The following is a 16,547-nucleotide window of genomic DNA, read 5'->3' on the forward strand; positions in this document are numbered from 1 at the left end:
TCTCCTCACGTTCCCACACCCGCCACCAGGTTGCCTCTGACCCGGAAGCCGGAATGACCCTCATTGTCCTCATCGGCTTGTTGGCCATGATATCTATAGGGCTGACTGTCGTGTCGCCCTCCATGGTCAGGGTCTGGGATCCAAATAGTGAAGACCGTGAGACCCGTGACCTTCAGTTGATCGCAACCGGTGTACTCGCCTATCTTCGACAGCACAACGCGTTCCCCCCTTCGTTACTCACCCTCTCCCCTGACTATGTGCCATTGCCTCCAGCCCAACTGACGCGAAATGCACGGGGATTCCCACGCTATTATTCGGTGCACCCCTCAATAGCCGGATTCCAAAACTCAACCGGACTGACTGGCGCGGAAATCATCAATGCCCGTTTTCTTCTCATCTCCAATCTTTCACAAGATGCCGCCCCGGCCATCACCACACCCGCCTCCTTTGAAACCTGGTGGAATACGAATGAAAGCACCACTCCTCCACTCACCATTCATCGTGGGATAGTCAGCCATCTTTTTTATACCGTGAGCCTTATTCCCAAAGGAAATGGGGGAAGTTTTTCTATTGACCACCAAACAACACATTCCAACGGCGCCCTTCTTCCAACGCATGGCCGCTTTCACCTTATGGGCACCGAAATCGGTTTGGACGAGGATGATAGCTACAGCACCCCTGACGTGCAGTTCGCCATCACCACCAATACCGGCTATTGGTTCGATCCCTTGTGCGTCGCCACCAAACGATGGAATCCTCTGTCTCCACCCTGTTAAGCCGAAATATCCTCGAGACCTTCTCGCTCCATGACCGGGAAAAGAATGACGGCATTTTCCACCTCCAAAACCTGACTTCCATGTGACCTTCCTGCCCCCTGTGATCCTGGCAAACCTACCATGACCATTTGAAAAGTTTAAGAAAATTAAGATTGGCTTTTCAAACACCGAAAGAAGGGTTGGTGGACTACCAGGCTGGATATGCCCGATAGAGGGAAGAATACTCACACGCCCCACAGGCAGAAGCCTCTCTAAGAAGGAGCAAGACAGGATCGGATTCATGACAAGACGCAATGACTTTCTTACTCAGGCCATAGGGCTCAATACGGCCTCAATCTCATTCGAGACAGACTGGCGTCCCGGCACAATCCTCAGGTCCACTCAAGGCAATAACCGGAACACAACTGAAATAATCGGCCGGAGGATATCCGCATTCATTGACGCCTCACGATGTCTATCCACAAGCGGATTTACGCTTGTAGAAATGATTGGGGTCCTGGCGATTATTGCCATTCTTGCCAGCTTCATCGCACCAAATGTGATCAATCAACTGGCTTCCGTGAAGCGGGATTCGGAGGATGGGCAATTGGCGACAATTGCCCGAGGAATTGAACTCTACGTGCGGCAAACCCATTCCTTTCCGGCAACACTTACAGCGCTGAGTCCGGATTATGTCGCAATGGCTTTAGGGCAACTCACCACGAATCCCAATGGATTCCTCCGCTATTATTTCGTGCAACCCAACATCAGTGGATTCACCAACTCCACAGGTCTCTCAACGACGGCGTTGGCGGATGCGCGGTTTATGGTCATTACCCATCTCGCGCAAAATGTGAATCCCTCCATTACGACGGATGCCAATTTTGAGACCTGGTGGAGCACCGATGAAACCGGAACGCCGGATCTTAAAATTCACCGCGGGCACGTTGGTCATTTGTTTCATCTCCTCAGCCTTTCTGCCAATGGTGCCGGAGGCAGTTACGCGATCGATGGGAGCCCGACGGCCTCCGGTGGCGGCACGCTTGTGCCGCATATTCGCTATCACCTCTCTGGAACCGCGATTAGCTTGGACGAAGCGAATACATTTATGGTCCCAGAAACACAATTCAGCCTGTCCACCGAAGCCGGGTTTCAATTCGACCCCGACTGCGCGGCAGGATCCAAATGGCGAATCAACAGTAGCGGTTGCTATAGCCCCTAACACGATGATCGACACTCTTCAATCAACCACATCATTTTCAGACGTTCAGACACCTATGCTGGAAATCCCACCGAACCTCCAGAAGACCCTGTTGAAGAAAAAACAGACGATTTTAAGCGTCAGCCTTTCAAATGGTCGATTGAAAGCCTTATCGATCGTGAAAAATACCATTGGACAGAGTTGGGAACGACCGGGCCGGCACGTGTCCCTAGACACACTTCGCGACGCATTGGAGGAAGCGATTCACCATACTCAATTTCCCGGCACGCAACTCGCCATGCTCGTTGACCATCCAAGGCTTGCTACGCGCACCATTCAAATCCCTCCGATGGTCCTCACCGATCTCCTTCCCTTTTTGGAACGAAAGGTCCAACAAGAAAAGCCTTGGGAAGGACCGGCGGCTTGGCGATACCGGATTGGCCTGGAAGCGCGAGGAAAATTACATATTCACCTTGATATATGGCCACAAGACTATATCGATACGATCGTGCACATCTGCCAAGAGTTGGGCTTATCTCTACGTCAATTGGCTCCTCTGTCCGCCCTGTCTGAAAGTCAACTCAGCACATTGCCCGTCGAACCGGGAAAGGGTTCGATCCTGATAACCTTGCTCGAAGGCAAAATCATTATCGTCGCGGGAAAGGAGGATGGGACCCCGATCTGGACTCGACATCTGTTCCCCGCTCAGGACTGGGTTCCACTTGGAGAGCGGGTCGGCACCGAAGTCAATCGTACGATGATGTTTATCACGCAACAAACGAACATCAAGTTTCCCTGCATCTGGTTTTGGAATGATGAAGAACGATTGACGGCGGGTGAAATACAGCCACATGTGAACACTCCCCTTGTGCCATTCCCCATCAAGCCGGACTGGAATTACTGGCTGTGGGTCGGTGCGATGCTTCCGGTCAATCTGCCCAGCAATTTCACGCCCACCCAGGTTCTCCAAGCCCCGCTGCGGAATACGCTCACCAAAACGTTCGTCGCCATGCTTGCCGCATTTATTCTTTTCGGAGTCGGAACAACAAGCGTCATCGAAGGGTATTTGGCCAGACATCGAACAGCGATACAGACCATGACCGAACAGGTCACCGCCATCCAGCAGGATCAGGCGCAATGGGAAAGCCGGCTCATGTCGTTAGACACGAAACGTCAATGGGCTCAATCCGTGAGCGAAACCACCACTCCGGAATTAGAAGGCCCGTTCCTCAGCTATCTGGGATCCATCATCCCCACCCAGGTCATTTTGCGCAAGGCCTTTGTCGAACGAACCCAGGACGGATGGAACGTGGAGCTGGACGGCAGCACTTCTACCAATCTTGCGGCCACCTTGTTGTTGGTGGATCAATTCATTCAACAACTGGCGAATGGCCCATATCATGTCACCTTGCATGAGGATTGGCGAGATCAACTCTTGACCCAAACCGCCACCCCAAGCAATGAACGGCCACTCTATCGATTCACCCTGAAGGGAACCATGTCATGAAGTGGCTTCGCCGCCTTGAGTGGCCCAATCCCCAACAGCTCAAAAGCACGGGACTCGTGGTGCTGCTGATTGGAACGTTATCCATTGTGGGCTGGGTGAGTCTGGATAAACTTTTCACCATTCAAAAGCGCCAATCTCTGACTCAAGATACGATCGGCTTCGAACAGCAGGTGGCGGAGCTTCGCTCTCAATATCTTCAGGCTCGTCCGGATGCGCTTGATGCTCACCTTCAACAGGCTGAGCAACGCTTACTCCACAACTTCACCCATTTGGCGCAATGGGCGCAAGGGCTGCAAGCCGACGGTAAACAGCGGGATCTCCTCATCCAGTATCGCATTCTGAACACAGACCGCACCGCCTCTCCAATCCAGGGAGTGACATGGGTTCCATTGGAAATTCAAGTCAACTCGCAAGGAACCCCCAATGCGTATCGTTCCTATCTTCAGTTCATGAAGGCCCTCACCCGATCCGGACCAAGAGTCGACATTCAGCATGTAACGGTCATGGGTGATGGTCAACAAGCCACTCACTTAACCATTGGATTGTCGGTATGGATGAAAACCAACGATTCCGTCGAGCTTTAAAAAACCCCATGGTCGCGACGGGTCTGTGCCTTCTGGCAGGATTCGCGGTGTATGGGAATATCGTGGATACGGCATCTGATGCACCCGGCATCATCTCGGTGGGGCTGAATCGACTGCTTTCTGCTCCGGCTCTTCCTCCCCTTACTCCTAAGGGGCAACCCCATGACGATGAGGCTGGTCAATGGATCGAACAGTCCAGTCGCGATCCTTTTACCCCCCCCATCGTGGTCGCTTCTCATGCTCAATCGGACCAACCTTCGATGGCAGCGGTCCCAACAAGGGAGCACCCGCAGGTGGAGAATGCGTTCACCCTTAAAGCCATTGCCGTCGAAGGTGAGCAACGGAGTGCGGTGATCAACCGGACCGTGGTGTATGAAGGAGAAATGATTAACGGGTATCAGGTCCTGTCCATTCAGCCCAAAGGCGTGTGGCTCAAACATCAGGGGAAGACCCGATGGTTAACATTTTCCGAGAAAGCGACGTCATAACTTTCCTCCCCACTCTATGAAAGACGCCATGCGACACCACACAATAGTGATTCCTCAGACCTCCTTAATCTCCAGTCGACCGTCCAATGGGGCATCTATCACATGTGGCGTAGGAGTCATCTATAGCCTGGTTCTCTTAGGCATGTTCAGCCTGTGGGGATGTACCATTGCCAATCCAGATGCCGACCGGCCAAGCGCAGATCCCAACACCACACAGACTTCCCAGAGACTTCCCCTGAGCTCGGATTTGGCGGCACAACCCGAGAACAACCCTCAGTCAACATTTTCGCTAGAGGATCGCATGTGGCTCACCAGCAATCTCCCCAAACCACCGACACCGCCACCTACCCCCTCTTTGGGGCCCTTGTATTCTTTTCGCGCACAAGATCTGCCGATCATCGATGCGTTGGCGTTGTTTGCACGTAGCAACCATTTAAATATCGTGGCCGGGCCAGAAATCACCGGCACCATCACCGTAGCCTTTCATGACCTTCCTCTGGAACAGGCGATGTCGGCCATTTTGGACGCCCATGGCTATTACTGGGAACACCTCAAGAACCTGATCCAGGTCAGGCAATTCAAAACGAAAACATTGAACGTCGATTACATCCGTCTCGTTCGGAGCGGAACAGGACAAAACCGCGCACAGCTTAGCTCCGGTTCCAGTGGCGGAAGCGGAAGCGGCGCATCCCAGGACACGGGACAAATCACGGTGAACCAGGAGGACGAAATAAAATTCTGGGAAGAATTGGAAAAACAAATTAAGACTCTGATGTCCGAAGAGGGACGACTCGTCGTGAATCGGCTCTCAGGAACCATACAAATAACGGATCGGTATCAACGGGTCGACGAAATCGACGATTTCCTCAAAAACGTTCATCAGGCTCTGTACCGACAGGTAGAGATTGAAGTGCGGATATACGAAGTCGCCCTGGACGATCAGTATAGCCTTGGCATTGATTGGAGCAGGATTAATTTCGATGGCACAAATGGCGCCATTGCCCTTGCCAACATTATTACTGCGCCGTTCGGAGGTTTCATGGCTAAGGCCGCCACGACCACAATCTCTTTCGAAGATGGCAGTTTCGATGGGGTTCTCCAAGCCCTGGAAGAACAGGGCGACATTCGTGTGATCTCGCAACCTCGCGTGGTTACGATGAATAATCAACCGGCCTTGATAAAAGTCGCTACTGATACACCCTTCTTTACCTCGACCATCGCTCAAGGGACCGCCGGGAGTGGCAACATTGTCACCGAACAGGCGAGATCCGTCACGGTAGGCTTGGTTCTTTCCGTCACACCCCAAATCTCCGAAGATGGATGGATCATGCTGGATGTGACCCCTATTCTTTCCCGACTTCGTGACATTGTGACATCTCCACAAAAAACGGCCACGGCTCCAGTTTTGGATGTCAAGCAATCCTCCGGGTTGGTCAGGTTGAAAGATGGAGAAATGGTCATTATCGGTGGACTCATCCAAGAAGAAAGTTCCGAAACCGAGCGCAAGGTTCCGCTCTTGGGGGACATTCCTTACCTTGGTCGCTTATTTAAGGGAACGTACACGGCCAAAAGAAAAAGTGAACTGGTCATCTTTATCTCTCCCAAGGTTATACGAGCCTCATCATGACGACATTAGATCTCAGCATGTGCTACCAGGAATTAGGATTTACGGAACCGCCGTTTCGGCTCACACCCGATACCGATTTCTTTTTTCCCGGCAGTCACCATTTGGAAGCGCTGAATCATCTCAGATTTGGCATTGCCAGTGGCGGTCTCACTATGCTGACGGGGGAAGTGGGGCTCGGGAAAACCCTGTTGTGCCGGCACCTGCTTCGACATCCCCCCACCGGCGTCCGCTTCGCCTACCTCATGAATCCGGATCAGTCCTATGCCGATTTACTCGCATCCATTTACGAAGATTTGACCGGGACACTGCCTGATGATCAGTCCCTTGGGGCCTTACAACGTGAATTGCCTAAGCTGTTGCTCCGTCTGGCCGGGGAAGGAGAGCGGGTCGTCGTGTTGGTTGACGAAGCCCACCGGTTGAGTGGAAAAGTCCTCGAAGGCCTTCGACTTCTCTCAAACCTTGATACCGAAAAAGACAAGTTGATGTGTCTCCTGCTGGTTGGACAACCGGAGTTGGAACAAAAGCTGGCGACTCGAGCCTTTCGACCATTGCGGCAACGGATTAGCGTCCGCTATCGCCTTGAATCATTTACCTGGCGAGAGACTCGTGCGTACATCCGCCATCGACTGCAAATCGCCGACGCCAGACACCGATTTCAAATTAGCTTGGGAGTCCTCTGGCTCATTTATGCTTGGAGTGGTGGAGTCCCACGCCGCATCAATCAACTGTGCGACCGGGCACTGTTAGCCGCTTATTCCCAGGGCCGACAAACGGTGACTCCCATGATGATCTGGCGCGCCACCAAAGAATTTCTCCCGTAGTGAGAGGATTACACAAAACCAACGGACCATGAGTATCATCGCAGACACCCTCCAGCGACTTCAGACCCAGACCAAAAGTGAAGTGACAGAGACACCTCCTCAGGCACCTCTTGTCCTTCCGGGTAGAGTGAGAAGAGACCCGGGTTGGCACCGCCGGCCCTCTCCATTAAAGTTTTGGTTGGCGGGGATCGGCATGGCGATCGGATTAAGCAGTCTAGGTCTGGGTGCCTACTGGATCGGCTTACATCTGGACTTCGGAATGCCAACGGAAGCCTCCTCTTTTTCCAGTCAGCGTGTGGCTCTTTCGAACCCCTCTCCGCTTGTGGAGACTCCGCCTGTCGAGTCGCCGACTTCTGATGCCACGCAGATACCAACTGCTGACCCTGTTGAAAATCTTCCAGCACCAGCTGCCCAGGAATCAGAGGAAGAATCGTCCACATCCCAAGAGAGCGCTTCATCGAAACCGTCCTCTCCATTGAAGGTCGAACATGCTCTCCTCACATCACCCGTGGGAGAAACTCCGGCCTCCTCCGCACCTGCAACACAAGCAATCAGTCCCACATTCGATGACTCTAAACAGAAAACCGTGCCCACGTCCCTCACAACGCCACACAAAACAACAGAGCTGCCACCGAAACACCAGAGCATCGTTCCAAAGGACGTCAGACCCAGTCTTCCATCCACACTCGTTGCCCCAACAGACCAACCCGAATCGAATCCTGTCGAATCCGCATTCGTCAATGAGACAAAAACACCCCTTCTGCTAGAAACCCCTTTAGACGAACAAAAAACCATCCTGGATGAGCTTGGAACCACCACAGCTCTTGTGATTGACGAGACTTCTGTCCCTGTTAGCACGACAGCCCTTTCATTGAAAAACGTGGGGCCTCAGGAGAATGATCAGGTCACAGATCCGATTCAGCGATCTCCAGCTAATTGGCTTCACCATGCTCAACAACTCATTCAAGCCGGGGAATATGAAGAAGCTCAGGCTATACTCTCTCCCCTCTTCCATGATCCCCCCGTCACATGGGAACCATGGTTTTGGATGGGCACAGCGTATTTGGGGTCAGGCCAGCTTGAGCAGGCCGATCAGTATTTCTTGAGCGGCCTCGCACGCAACGATAAAGTCCCACAATTATGGATTCAACGAGCACTGGTGGCGCAACAACAAGGCAGTTTCCAACTTGCGGTGCATGAACTTCGGCAAGCCGAGGCACTCCAACCGGATTTGCCCCATATCCATTTAAATATGGGCTATGCCTATGAGCGAATGGGAAATAATCGGTTAGCGAATCAATATTTCGGTAGGTTTTTACAATTAACAGAAGGCCAGCCGGATTTTTTTTCTATCAGAAAAAAACTGTTGGCCAGCTTAACGTCGCTAACCAAGACGCAGGGATCAACAATGGACAAACCCCCAAGTCTGAGGAAAGAGCTATCACGATAGGTCTTTCGAGCAGGGTTTCATTGTTGCGGGGACCTCTCACGGGTTTTCATTCACACAGCCGGATTTGATAATGAAACGAATAAAATTCTGTTGTAATGTGGTCGGGAATGGGCACGAAGCAGACAAGACCTCTCTGAAAATTCTCTAGGGGTTTAGAGTGATGGATTGGCACAGGCTGGAAATAAACGGATACACAACCACAAAAACCATAAAACGAGTTGAGGAAAAAAGAGGGAAAGATTCTGCAAAAACCGAATGCTCCCCTGACGCCCCACGGCATGCAGAGAAACAAAGAAGTTTGCTTTCAAACAGGCATAGATGATTTTTCTTCAGAGCCTATTCGGTTTGAACATCTTCATGCCATGCTCAAGGAATGGTTTTTCACTCTTACACGTCGTACCAAAAGGATTCTTTCCACCACATCGTTCAATACTTCCCCGATTCCACCCGTGTTAGAGAATTAGGAGAAGTGTGATGATTGAAGAAGCTACTTCTTTTTACTTCTCCCTCATTTTATCTGCAGTTTCTTCCCCCAATTAATACAAGTCTTCTCGCCGCCTCCTTCGAAAACAAAAGGAATGATTCATTAAGTTTCGCTGTTTTTTGACCGACATGCATAAATGATATATACCATTCCCAGACAGGAAGAATCGCACAGGAATGGATGAAACGACCAACCAACCTCAAAATTGTCAGCCTATCCAGCGGGTTCACTTCTCATCGTGTATGTTGATCATTTTGATTGAATAAGAACATCAATGATTTCCCAACAGCAATGCCAAAACGCCTGCATTTTGATCGTCGATGATCAAATGACCAATATCATGCTCCTGGAGAGCATTTTACAAAATGCCGGGTATACTCACGTTCATTCCACTCAAGATCCGACCCAAGTGATGTCTCTGTTCAAAGAGCTGAGTCCCGATCTGATTTGCCTTGATATCCGCATGCCTGAACTCAACGGTTTTCAGGTGATGGGACAACTCAAAATCATTCACAAGCACGCGTTCCTCCCGATTTTGGTGCTCACATCGGAGGAGGACCGCGAAACCCGCCTCCGCGCATTGGAATCGGGCGCCAAAGACTTCCTCCATAAACCATTCGACAAGGTGGAAGTGCTCATGCGAATCCGCAATTTATTGGAAGCCAGCCTACTCAACAAAACGGTGTCCCAGCAAAAGGCTTCCCTGGAGGAAACTGTCCGGATCCGTACACAAGAACTCAAAGCCACTCAACTGGAAGTGGTTCACCGCCTTGCCCGTGCAGCTGAACATCGAGACAATGAAACCGGGGCCCATATCATCCGAATGGCTCACTTTGCCGTGGCCTTAGGACGCGCTATCGGCATGACAGAGGAAGAGTGCGATGTGCTCTTTCACGCGACCCCCATGCATGACGTCGGGAAATTGGGGATCCCGGACCGGATCCTCTTGAAACCCGGAAAATTAGATCACGAAGAATTTGAAATCATGAAACAGCATACCGTCATCGGTGCCCAACTCCTCTCCAACAGCCATTCTCCCGTCCTACAAATGGGTGAAGTGATCGCTCTCACTCACCACGAAAAGTGGGATGGCTCAGGCTATCCAAACCGCCTTGCGGGAAAGGATATTCCGCTAGTCGGCCGAATTTGCGCCATCGCCGATGTCTTTGATGCGCTCTCATCCAAACGGTGCTATAAAGACGCCTGGCCCCTGGATAAAACGGTCAAGGAAATTCACTCCCTGATTGGGAAACAGTTCGATCCTGATCTGGTTGACCTGTTCCATGAACTCCTACCTGTGATCACCGACATCCAGCGAACCCATACGGATATAGAGATTCCCAAATTCGACCTTCTGGAATCCAACTACCACGCTTAAGTAACTTGCTCCCACCATTTGGGCTCAGTACAGAGGTTTCGTCCTTCTCTCCCTCATACGAAAATTTGGCTCCATTCACGTCAGCACGCTTATTTCTCGCCACGGCATTTGACGTTCAGAGAGCGCATTCATTGCGTATCCAGATAGACCAGGATGATCAATACGATTTGATTCTCTTCCGGATCTCTTTTGGCTCCACGCGATTTCCCCACGAGTATGATTGGTGTGTAGAAATAATGACCCCTTGGGATAGAGGCGGAATGAATTCCCTGCCGCAACGTCCCTAATGGACCACTGTCACATCCAGGACTTACACTTAGAAGGATTTGCCCCGCCAGAATCCGCCACCTTTCTGAGAATTCGGTTCCAGGTACGTCGGAGATCAACCCTCTTATAAATTTCTCTAGGCAGATCGTTTACTAATCCCGCCCCCTCATGTAGTGAACACCCACCCCGTCTCCAGACTGACTCACTCAACATCTTCGATTGCACTCCCCTTTCCTCTCTTTTCTACTCTTTTTCCGAATTTTCCCTTAATTTTGGGGTCGTGCTTTCCGACATAGTCAGTGGGAAAAATGTTTCTAAAAACGGCCCGGAACGGGCAGACAACCTCCACATTCTTTGCCCTAGGCCCACACACAACCACAGGACTTAATTGTCGGACAAGCCCAGTCATGACACATGACTGAAAGAATGAACTAATATGGCCTTCGTTCCACTTCACGCAACTGCTCTTCGACTGGGATTGTACATCAAGATTGAGGGATCCTGGTTCAGCCATCCATTCCCAACCAATTCATTCAAAATCGAATTGACGAAAGATCTCGAAACCATTCGTGGACTGACAAAAGTCAAGTTGTATTTCGATCCAGACCGCTCAGACCCCGAAGGAGTTCATTCCGACCACACCAAGGGGCCTGACCGGAAGCAGACTCAAGACACGGTAGAATCTGACAAAGAACCCTCAAACGAATCTGAGTCCGACCCCACACGAGATTCTTTAGAGGAAGAAGCAGATTTTGAAGATCCCATTCAACGGAAGATTGCACAACATGAAGCATTCCAAGTCTACCAGGAGCATTTGCAAGCAGTTGGTGGACAATTCCAGGAGGTGGTGCAAGAAGCCAAACAGGCCATGCAGGATGTGATCTCTGGCCGGCCTCGCGGACTCCGGACAGCACAGAAAATTGTCGGAGAGCTTTATGAGATTCTTGATATAACTGACAACTCACGAGCACTGCTGAATCTGATCGGTTCCAACGAACCTAACGAAGAATTTTTTCTTCATGCACTCAATGTTTGTTCATTATCTCTCATGGTCGGACAGGATTTAGGATTTTCGCGGGAAGACGCTGAAAAACTAGCGCTCGGGGCTCTGTTTCATGATATAGGCGAACTCAAGTTTTCGGCAGAGCAGCTATTACGAAAAGGGTCGATGTCTGCTTTCGAACGGAAAAATTTTTTGAGTACTCATCCGAAATACGGAGTAGAAATGGCCGAGAAGTTGCCTAATATTCCCTTTGAAGCGATTGACGTGATTCGCCAGCACCATGAACGCCTCAATGGGTCAGGATTCCCAGCAGGGAAAAAAGACGGACAAATCAGCAAGTTCGCCAAAATTGTCATGGTGGTGGATGAATACGATGAACTGTGTCATCACCCGGATCCGGCCAAATCGCTCATTCCCTCAGAGGCCCTATCCTATTTATACGTGAAATGTCGGCACACACTATGGCATGACGCAGTCGTCTCGTTGATCAGCCAGTTGGGTGTCTACCCTCCGGGCTCACTGGTCAACTTAAGTAATCAGAAGATTGGGATTGTCACCAGCGTGAATCTCGCGAACCGGCTCAGGCCCGTCATCCTCGTCTATGATGAATCCGCCTCTCCAGATGAACCGATTATTCTGAATCTGTCCAAAGAGGATGAAACCCTCTCTATTGTCAGTGCCATTCGACCGGTTGACCTTTCTCTGAGAATCAGGGAATGCCTCAATCCTCGTCGAATTATCAGCTACTTTCCCTCTGGTTCTCCCGCAGAATCCCGAGTCGGAGCTCTGAACTCTCTGGCCGGATCCTGATAATCACTCCAAGGGTAGGGCACGCCAGACCGTCCTCACTCACAAAACCTGACCTTGCCATACAAGAAGTCCTACGAGGGTGAAGAACGACCAACGATCTGGCGAAGCCAGGCCAACCATGTGTTCCTGGTTTCAAGAGGAACTTCGGGATCGGGATATTCCACCCATAACTCCTGATTCCCAAGATACCGCTCACCAATAAAGATACGTTGGGTTCGTAACTGGCGATAGCCTCTATCATGCAACAGGTGAATGAGACCTGGCAGGACCTGGTCTTCGGTAGGAACGGGGTCGACATCTATCTGAAGCGATTCATAGCGGAGCCGAGCCTGAAATCCTCCTTCACGGGGTATGACGTGGATTTGTCGACTAAACCCGCGGTCACGGTCATCCAACCCGGCAACGTGATAGATATGGACGTGAGCAGAAGTGGAACTCATGCGCGTAAGGATTATCCTACCTCCGTTCGACATCTTCGCATAAGAGGAAAAAGGCCGTCGAGCCTACGGAGCCAATTCCGGACTTTGTGTGTTCCCGTACAGATCCTCTGCAGACCACAAAATGCCTCCCGTCAAACGGATGCTCTCTCGACGGACGGCCTAGGCCATCAATTTCCGCTGATTCCTCTTGCACTCTGTGACGTGCTTTTCGTATCGTGGTATAGAAGTATTGTGACTGAATGCCGGGGATAATTTTTGTAATATTCCCTATTTTCCTGTATACCACCATTACCCCATGCCAAGTCCGCTGACTCTTCAAAGCTCCGGTGAACGTCCCCAAAATAATCGGGGGCAAATCTTATCGCTTGCCCTCATGGTCACCAGTGTAGTATTCGTCGTGGACCTTTTCCTTCCTACTGGCATTGCGGAAGGTGTCCCGTATGTCGCCGTGGTGCTAATTGGTCTTCGCTCACCAGAAAAAAATGACTCCTTGCGTCTCGCCGGCTTGTGTACGGTTTTAACAATCGTGGGTTACGGTTTATCCCCAGCCGGGACGGAAGCTTGGATTGGCATGATCAATCGCTCCATTGCCTTGTTTGCCATTTGGTCCACCGCCCTTTTAGCCATGCAGGTAAGAGAGGCTGATGCGGCAACTCGCGATCAAAGTTCCATGCTAACAGGCATTTTGTCAAATATGCCGGCCGTGGCATTTCGAATTGATCAGGAAGGGGTCATGCATGATTCCTTCGGTCGCGGACTGGCTCGTTTCGGGTTAAAGGAATTGACCGCCATTGGACGAATTCCATTGGAACCACCTGATCGGATAAAAAGCGAAATCAAGGAAGGAACTCTTGCCAATTCGGTGTTTTATGAGAGCAATGGCATTTTGCAGGGGAAGCCCTGGTGGTTTTTAAATTGTCTGTGCAAATTGGAAGGCGACCAACCGGGCCTCATTGGGTTTGGCATTGATATTACTGACCGTAAGCGTGCGGAGCGACGCTTGGCCTTGCACGATGCCATCGCAGACATCCTGACCACCGCCTCCAGCATTTCAGAGACATATCCCCAAATTCTCAAAGCCATTTGCCACACGCTGGATTGGAAGGTGGGCATCCTCTGGCGAATGGACTATCAACGACAGGCTCTGGGAGCGGCCGTCATTTGGCCCCCTGACTCTCCTCAAGCCCAAGCGATGTCATCATCAATCTCCGGTTGGGCGCTCACGCCTGCTGTAGGACTGGCCGGGCAGGTGTGGGACATTCGAAACCCTCTTTGGATCAAGGACCTTGCCGACTACCCCAAAGACCCTAGAAACCAGGCGGCCCTGGAAGTAGGACTTCACGCCGGATTCGCCATTCCCATTTGCCTGGCTGGGAATACGAGAGCGGTTCTCGAATTTTTCTCGCCATTCCCTGAGGAAGCGGATGATATGTTGCTTCAAAGGCTTTCGCATATCGGTTTTCAAATTGGCCAGTGTATCGAACGGGAGCATAAAGAACGTCGACTGGCCACCCATCACAGTTTAACCAATGTTCTCGCCGAATCACCTGGAATGACTCAGGCTGCTTCCCTTATCCTGGAAGCCATTGGTGAAAATTTAGGATGGGATCTCGGAGCTCTTTGGACAATGGACTCCTCACAACAGGTTTTGCGTTGCCTCAATGTCTGGCATTCCCATCACTTAAACCTGGATGCCTTTCGGCAGGCATCCCATGCGATAACGTTTGCACGAGGAGTGGGATTACCAGGCCGGATTTGGAAAAGCGGCGAACCATCCTGGGTCACTGATGTGGTGTCCGACCCGAATTTTCCGCGCGCTGAGGCTGCCGCACAAGAAGGCCTCCATTCCGGATTCGCCTTTCCCATCAAATCGGGGATCGAAATTCTTGGGGTCATCGAATTTTTCCACAGGGATATCCAAAAGCCCGACAAAGAACTGTTGGCCATGTTTGCATCCATTGGTCTTCAAATTGGCCAATTCATCCAACGGACCACCAAGCCAGGTCTCAATGGATAATCGAGGGTCTCAAGAATCAATTGTCGGCCTGATTCCTTGGTACCCGACGACATACACGTGACATTTCTTTTCCTGGTAGCATTTGTGACCCATCATCGGAACCTACGGCCTCCCTCCTAAAAAATGGCTGCTACTTTTCCAATACTTTCCTGGGTTCATGGCCTTCATTTTAATAACATACGGGGAGACCTGTATGGTGGATTAGTGGCAGCGGTGGTGGCCTTACCCCTTGCCTTGGCCTTTGGAGTGACATCCGGACTCGGGGCCATTGCCGGTCTCTATGGAGCTATTTTTGTCGGGTTTTTCGCTGCTCTCTTCGGCGGAACTCCTGCACAGGCCTCAGGACCGACCGGTCCGATGACCGTGGTGATGGCCGGCATCATCTTGAACTTTGCCGATGAGCCGGCATTGGCTTTCACGGCTGTCATCCTCGGAGGGGGATTTCAAGTCTTATTTGGATTGATGGGGTTTGGTCGTTATATCACCTTGGTCCCCTATCCTGTCATTTCAGGATTCATGAGCGGCATCGGTGGAATTATTCTCATTCTTCAGGTTGCACCCTTTCTCGGATTGGAAGCGAAGTCCAAAGTCGTGGCCAACCTCATGGCAATGCCCGAGTACCTCGCATCTTTTTCTCTTCCCGCCATGTTGGTGGGTACTCTCACCCTAGCCATTGTGTATCTCACTCCCCCCTCTATCGGCAAACGTCTTCCTCCGGTGTTGCTGGCTCTCATCGTTGGAACGATGGTCGCTGAGATATTCTTCCCAACCCTTCCGGTTATCGGAGACATTCCTTCAGGATTTCCCACGCTCATTTGGCCAACCATGCATACCAATGCACTCTTGATCATGGTTGAGGAAGCCCTCGTTCTGGCATTATTGGGAACAATTGATAGCCTGCTGACTTCTCTCGTCTGTGACAACATGACACGGACCCAACATGACTCCAATCGGGAATTGATCGGCCAAGGTATTGGGAATATGGCTGCGGGATTTTTCGGTGGCCTTCCTGGAGCCGGCGCCACCATGCGATCCGTGGCGAACATTCGCACCGGAGGCCGTACACCTATTTCTGGCATGTTTATGGCGGTGGTCCTCCTAGGTACGTTACTTGGCTTAGGCCCTCTGGCCGAAAAAATTCCCCTTGCAGCCCTCGCCGGCCTGCTGATCAAGGTCGGATTCGATATTATCGATTGGCGATTTCTGAAACATATGGTGCAAGCTCCACGAACCGAGGTTCTGGTGATGATCGTGGTCTTGTTGGTTACTGTTTTGGTCGACCTCATCACGGCTGTGGGAATTGGCGTGGTGCTGGCCAGCGTGATGTTCGTGAAGCGCATGGCCGATCTGGAGCTTGAAAATCTCAGTGTAATCACCGGTGCCTCGAATGAAACACCACTGTCAAAAGAGGAGCAACGTATTCTGGATCGAAACCGCGAGCGCATTATTATGATTCATGTGAATGGTCCGATGAGTTTCGGATCGGCTAAAGACATGGTTCGTCGGTTGGAAACCGTGAAAGGGTTCAATTCTTTTTCCAGCGTGGTTCTTGATCTCACATCGGTGCCTTCCATTGACGGAACCGCTGCATTAGCCATCGAAGACATGCTGTTGATGGTGAAAACTCATCAGCAGCATGTTTTTTTCGTGGGTATGCGTCCGGGAGTGGCTCGAGTCCTCAAAGGACTCGGGGTGCTCGATCAGGTCCCACCCGA

At 51.2% G+C, this 16,547-nt stretch carries 13 protein-coding genes; 12 read left to right on the forward strand and 1 reads right to left on the reverse strand.

Annotated elements, in window-relative coordinates; translation table 11 throughout:
• Positions 1-53 precede the first annotated feature (53 nt).
• The 10 genes from AAH187_RS03365 to AAH187_RS03410 all read left to right on the forward strand — a co-directional run bounded on the left by AAH187_RS03365 (position 54) and on the right by AAH187_RS03410 (position 12,375).
• Positions 54-776, forward strand: coding sequence for a hypothetical protein (locus AAH187_RS03365; RefSeq protein ID WP_342347021.1), 723 nt, complete (start codon positions 54-56; stop codon positions 774-776).
• A 280-nt stretch (positions 777-1,056) separates the two neighbouring features.
• Positions 1,057-1,977, forward strand: coding sequence for a type II secretion system protein (locus tag AAH187_RS03370; protein WP_342347022.1), 921 nt, complete (start codon positions 1,057-1,059; stop codon positions 1,975-1,977).
• A 91-nt stretch (positions 1,978-2,068) separates the two neighbouring features.
• Positions 2,069-3,463: a hypothetical protein gene (locus AAH187_RS03375; protein ID WP_342347023.1), complete on the forward strand. Its 1,395-nt coding sequence runs from the start codon at positions 2,069-2,071 to the stop codon at positions 3,461-3,463.
• Positions 3,460-4,047, forward strand: coding sequence for a hypothetical protein (locus AAH187_RS03380; RefSeq protein ID WP_342347024.1), 588 nt, complete (start codon positions 3,460-3,462; stop codon positions 4,045-4,047). Before AAH187_RS03375 ends, AAH187_RS03380 begins: the two co-directional genes overlap by 4 nt.
• Positions 4,014-4,535, forward strand: coding sequence for a hypothetical protein (locus AAH187_RS03385; RefSeq protein ID WP_342347025.1), 522 nt, complete (start codon positions 4,014-4,016; stop codon positions 4,533-4,535). The genes AAH187_RS03380 and AAH187_RS03385 overlap by 34 nt, the downstream gene beginning before the upstream one ends.
• A 28-nt stretch (positions 4,536-4,563) precedes the next feature.
• Positions 4,564-6,162 (forward strand): secretin N-terminal domain-containing protein, encoded by a 1,599-nt coding sequence (locus tag AAH187_RS03390; RefSeq protein ID WP_342347026.1) that lies wholly within the window; start codon positions 4,564-4,566, stop codon positions 6,160-6,162.
• A complete protein-coding gene (locus tag AAH187_RS03395) occupies positions 6,159-6,983 on the forward strand; it encodes an AAA family ATPase (protein ID WP_342347027.1) in 825 nt (274 codons plus the stop codon). The genes AAH187_RS03390 and AAH187_RS03395 overlap by 4 nt, the downstream gene beginning before the upstream one ends.
• 28 nt (positions 6,984-7,011) lie before the next feature.
• Positions 7,012-8,433, forward strand: coding sequence for a tetratricopeptide repeat protein (locus AAH187_RS03400; RefSeq protein WP_342347028.1), 1,422 nt, complete (start codon positions 7,012-7,014; stop codon positions 8,431-8,433).
• Positions 8,434-9,191: 758 nt separating this feature from the next.
• Positions 9,192-10,295 (forward strand): HD domain-containing phosphohydrolase, encoded by a 1,104-nt coding sequence (locus AAH187_RS03405; protein WP_342347029.1) that lies wholly within the window; start codon positions 9,192-9,194, stop codon positions 10,293-10,295.
• A gap of 703 nt (positions 10,296-10,998) precedes the next feature.
• Complete coding sequence (locus tag AAH187_RS03410; protein ID WP_342347030.1) at positions 10,999-12,375, forward strand: HD domain-containing phosphohydrolase; 1,377 nt, start codon at positions 10,999-11,001, stop codon at positions 12,373-12,375.
• A 71-nt stretch (positions 12,376-12,446) separates the two neighbouring features.
• On the opposite strand, the gene AAH187_RS03415 is transcribed toward AAH187_RS03410, so the two are convergent.
• Complete coding sequence (locus AAH187_RS03415; protein WP_342347031.1) at positions 12,447-12,815, reverse strand: hypothetical protein; 369 nt, start codon at positions 12,813-12,815, stop codon at positions 12,447-12,449.
• 295 nt (positions 12,816-13,110) lie between these two features.
• On the opposite strand from AAH187_RS03415, the gene AAH187_RS03420 reads away from it, so the two are divergent.
• Together AAH187_RS03420 and AAH187_RS03425 are read left to right on the forward strand one after the other, a co-directional pair.
• Complete coding sequence (locus tag AAH187_RS03420) at positions 13,111-14,832, forward strand: GAF domain-containing protein (protein ID WP_342347032.1); 1,722 nt, start codon at positions 13,111-13,113, stop codon at positions 14,830-14,832.
• A gap of 204 nt (positions 14,833-15,036) precedes the next feature.
• Positions 15,037-16,547: SulP family inorganic anion transporter (locus AAH187_RS03425; RefSeq protein ID WP_342347033.1), on the forward strand; the 1,511-nt coding region annotated here is incomplete at its 3' end.

Source organism: uncultured Nitrospira sp., from assembly GCA_902500695.1.
Classification (GTDB): domain Bacteria; phylum Nitrospirota; class Nitrospiria; order Nitrospirales; family UBA8639; genus Nitrospira_E.

Excerpts from the sequence above, each read along its gene's own strand:
- AAH187_RS03365 (WP_342347021.1), top strand. The coding sequence starts at position 54 with ATGACCCTCATTGTCCTCATCGGCTTGTTGGCCATGATATCTATAGGG.
- AAH187_RS03380 (WP_342347024.1), top strand. The coding sequence starts at position 3,460 with ATGAAGTGGCTTCGCCGCCTTGAGTGGCCCAATCCCCAACAGCTCAAA.
- AAH187_RS03420 (WP_342347032.1), top strand. The coding sequence starts at position 13,111 with ATGCCAAGTCCGCTGACTCTTCAAAGCTCCGGTGAACGTCCCCAAAAT.
- AAH187_RS03385 (WP_342347025.1), top strand. The coding sequence starts at position 4,014 with ATGGATGAAAACCAACGATTCCGTCGAGCTTTAAAAAACCCCATGGTC.
- AAH187_RS03370 (WP_342347022.1), top strand. The coding sequence starts at position 1,057 with ATGACAAGACGCAATGACTTTCTTACTCAGGCCATAGGGCTCAATACG.
- AAH187_RS03415 (WP_342347031.1), bottom strand. The coding sequence starts at position 12,815 with ATGAGTTCCACTTCTGCTCACGTCCATATCTATCACGTTGCCGGGTTG.
- AAH187_RS03405 (WP_342347029.1), top strand. The coding sequence starts at position 9,192 with ATGATTTCCCAACAGCAATGCCAAAACGCCTGCATTTTGATCGTCGAT.
- AAH187_RS03400 (WP_342347028.1), top strand. The coding sequence starts at position 7,012 with ATGAGTATCATCGCAGACACCCTCCAGCGACTTCAGACCCAGACCAAA.
- AAH187_RS03395 (WP_342347027.1), top strand. The coding sequence starts at position 6,159 with ATGACGACATTAGATCTCAGCATGTGCTACCAGGAATTAGGATTTACG.
- AAH187_RS03390 (WP_342347026.1), top strand. The coding sequence starts at position 4,564 with ATGCGACACCACACAATAGTGATTCCTCAGACCTCCTTAATCTCCAGT.
- AAH187_RS03410 (WP_342347030.1), top strand. The coding sequence starts at position 10,999 with ATGGCCTTCGTTCCACTTCACGCAACTGCTCTTCGACTGGGATTGTAC.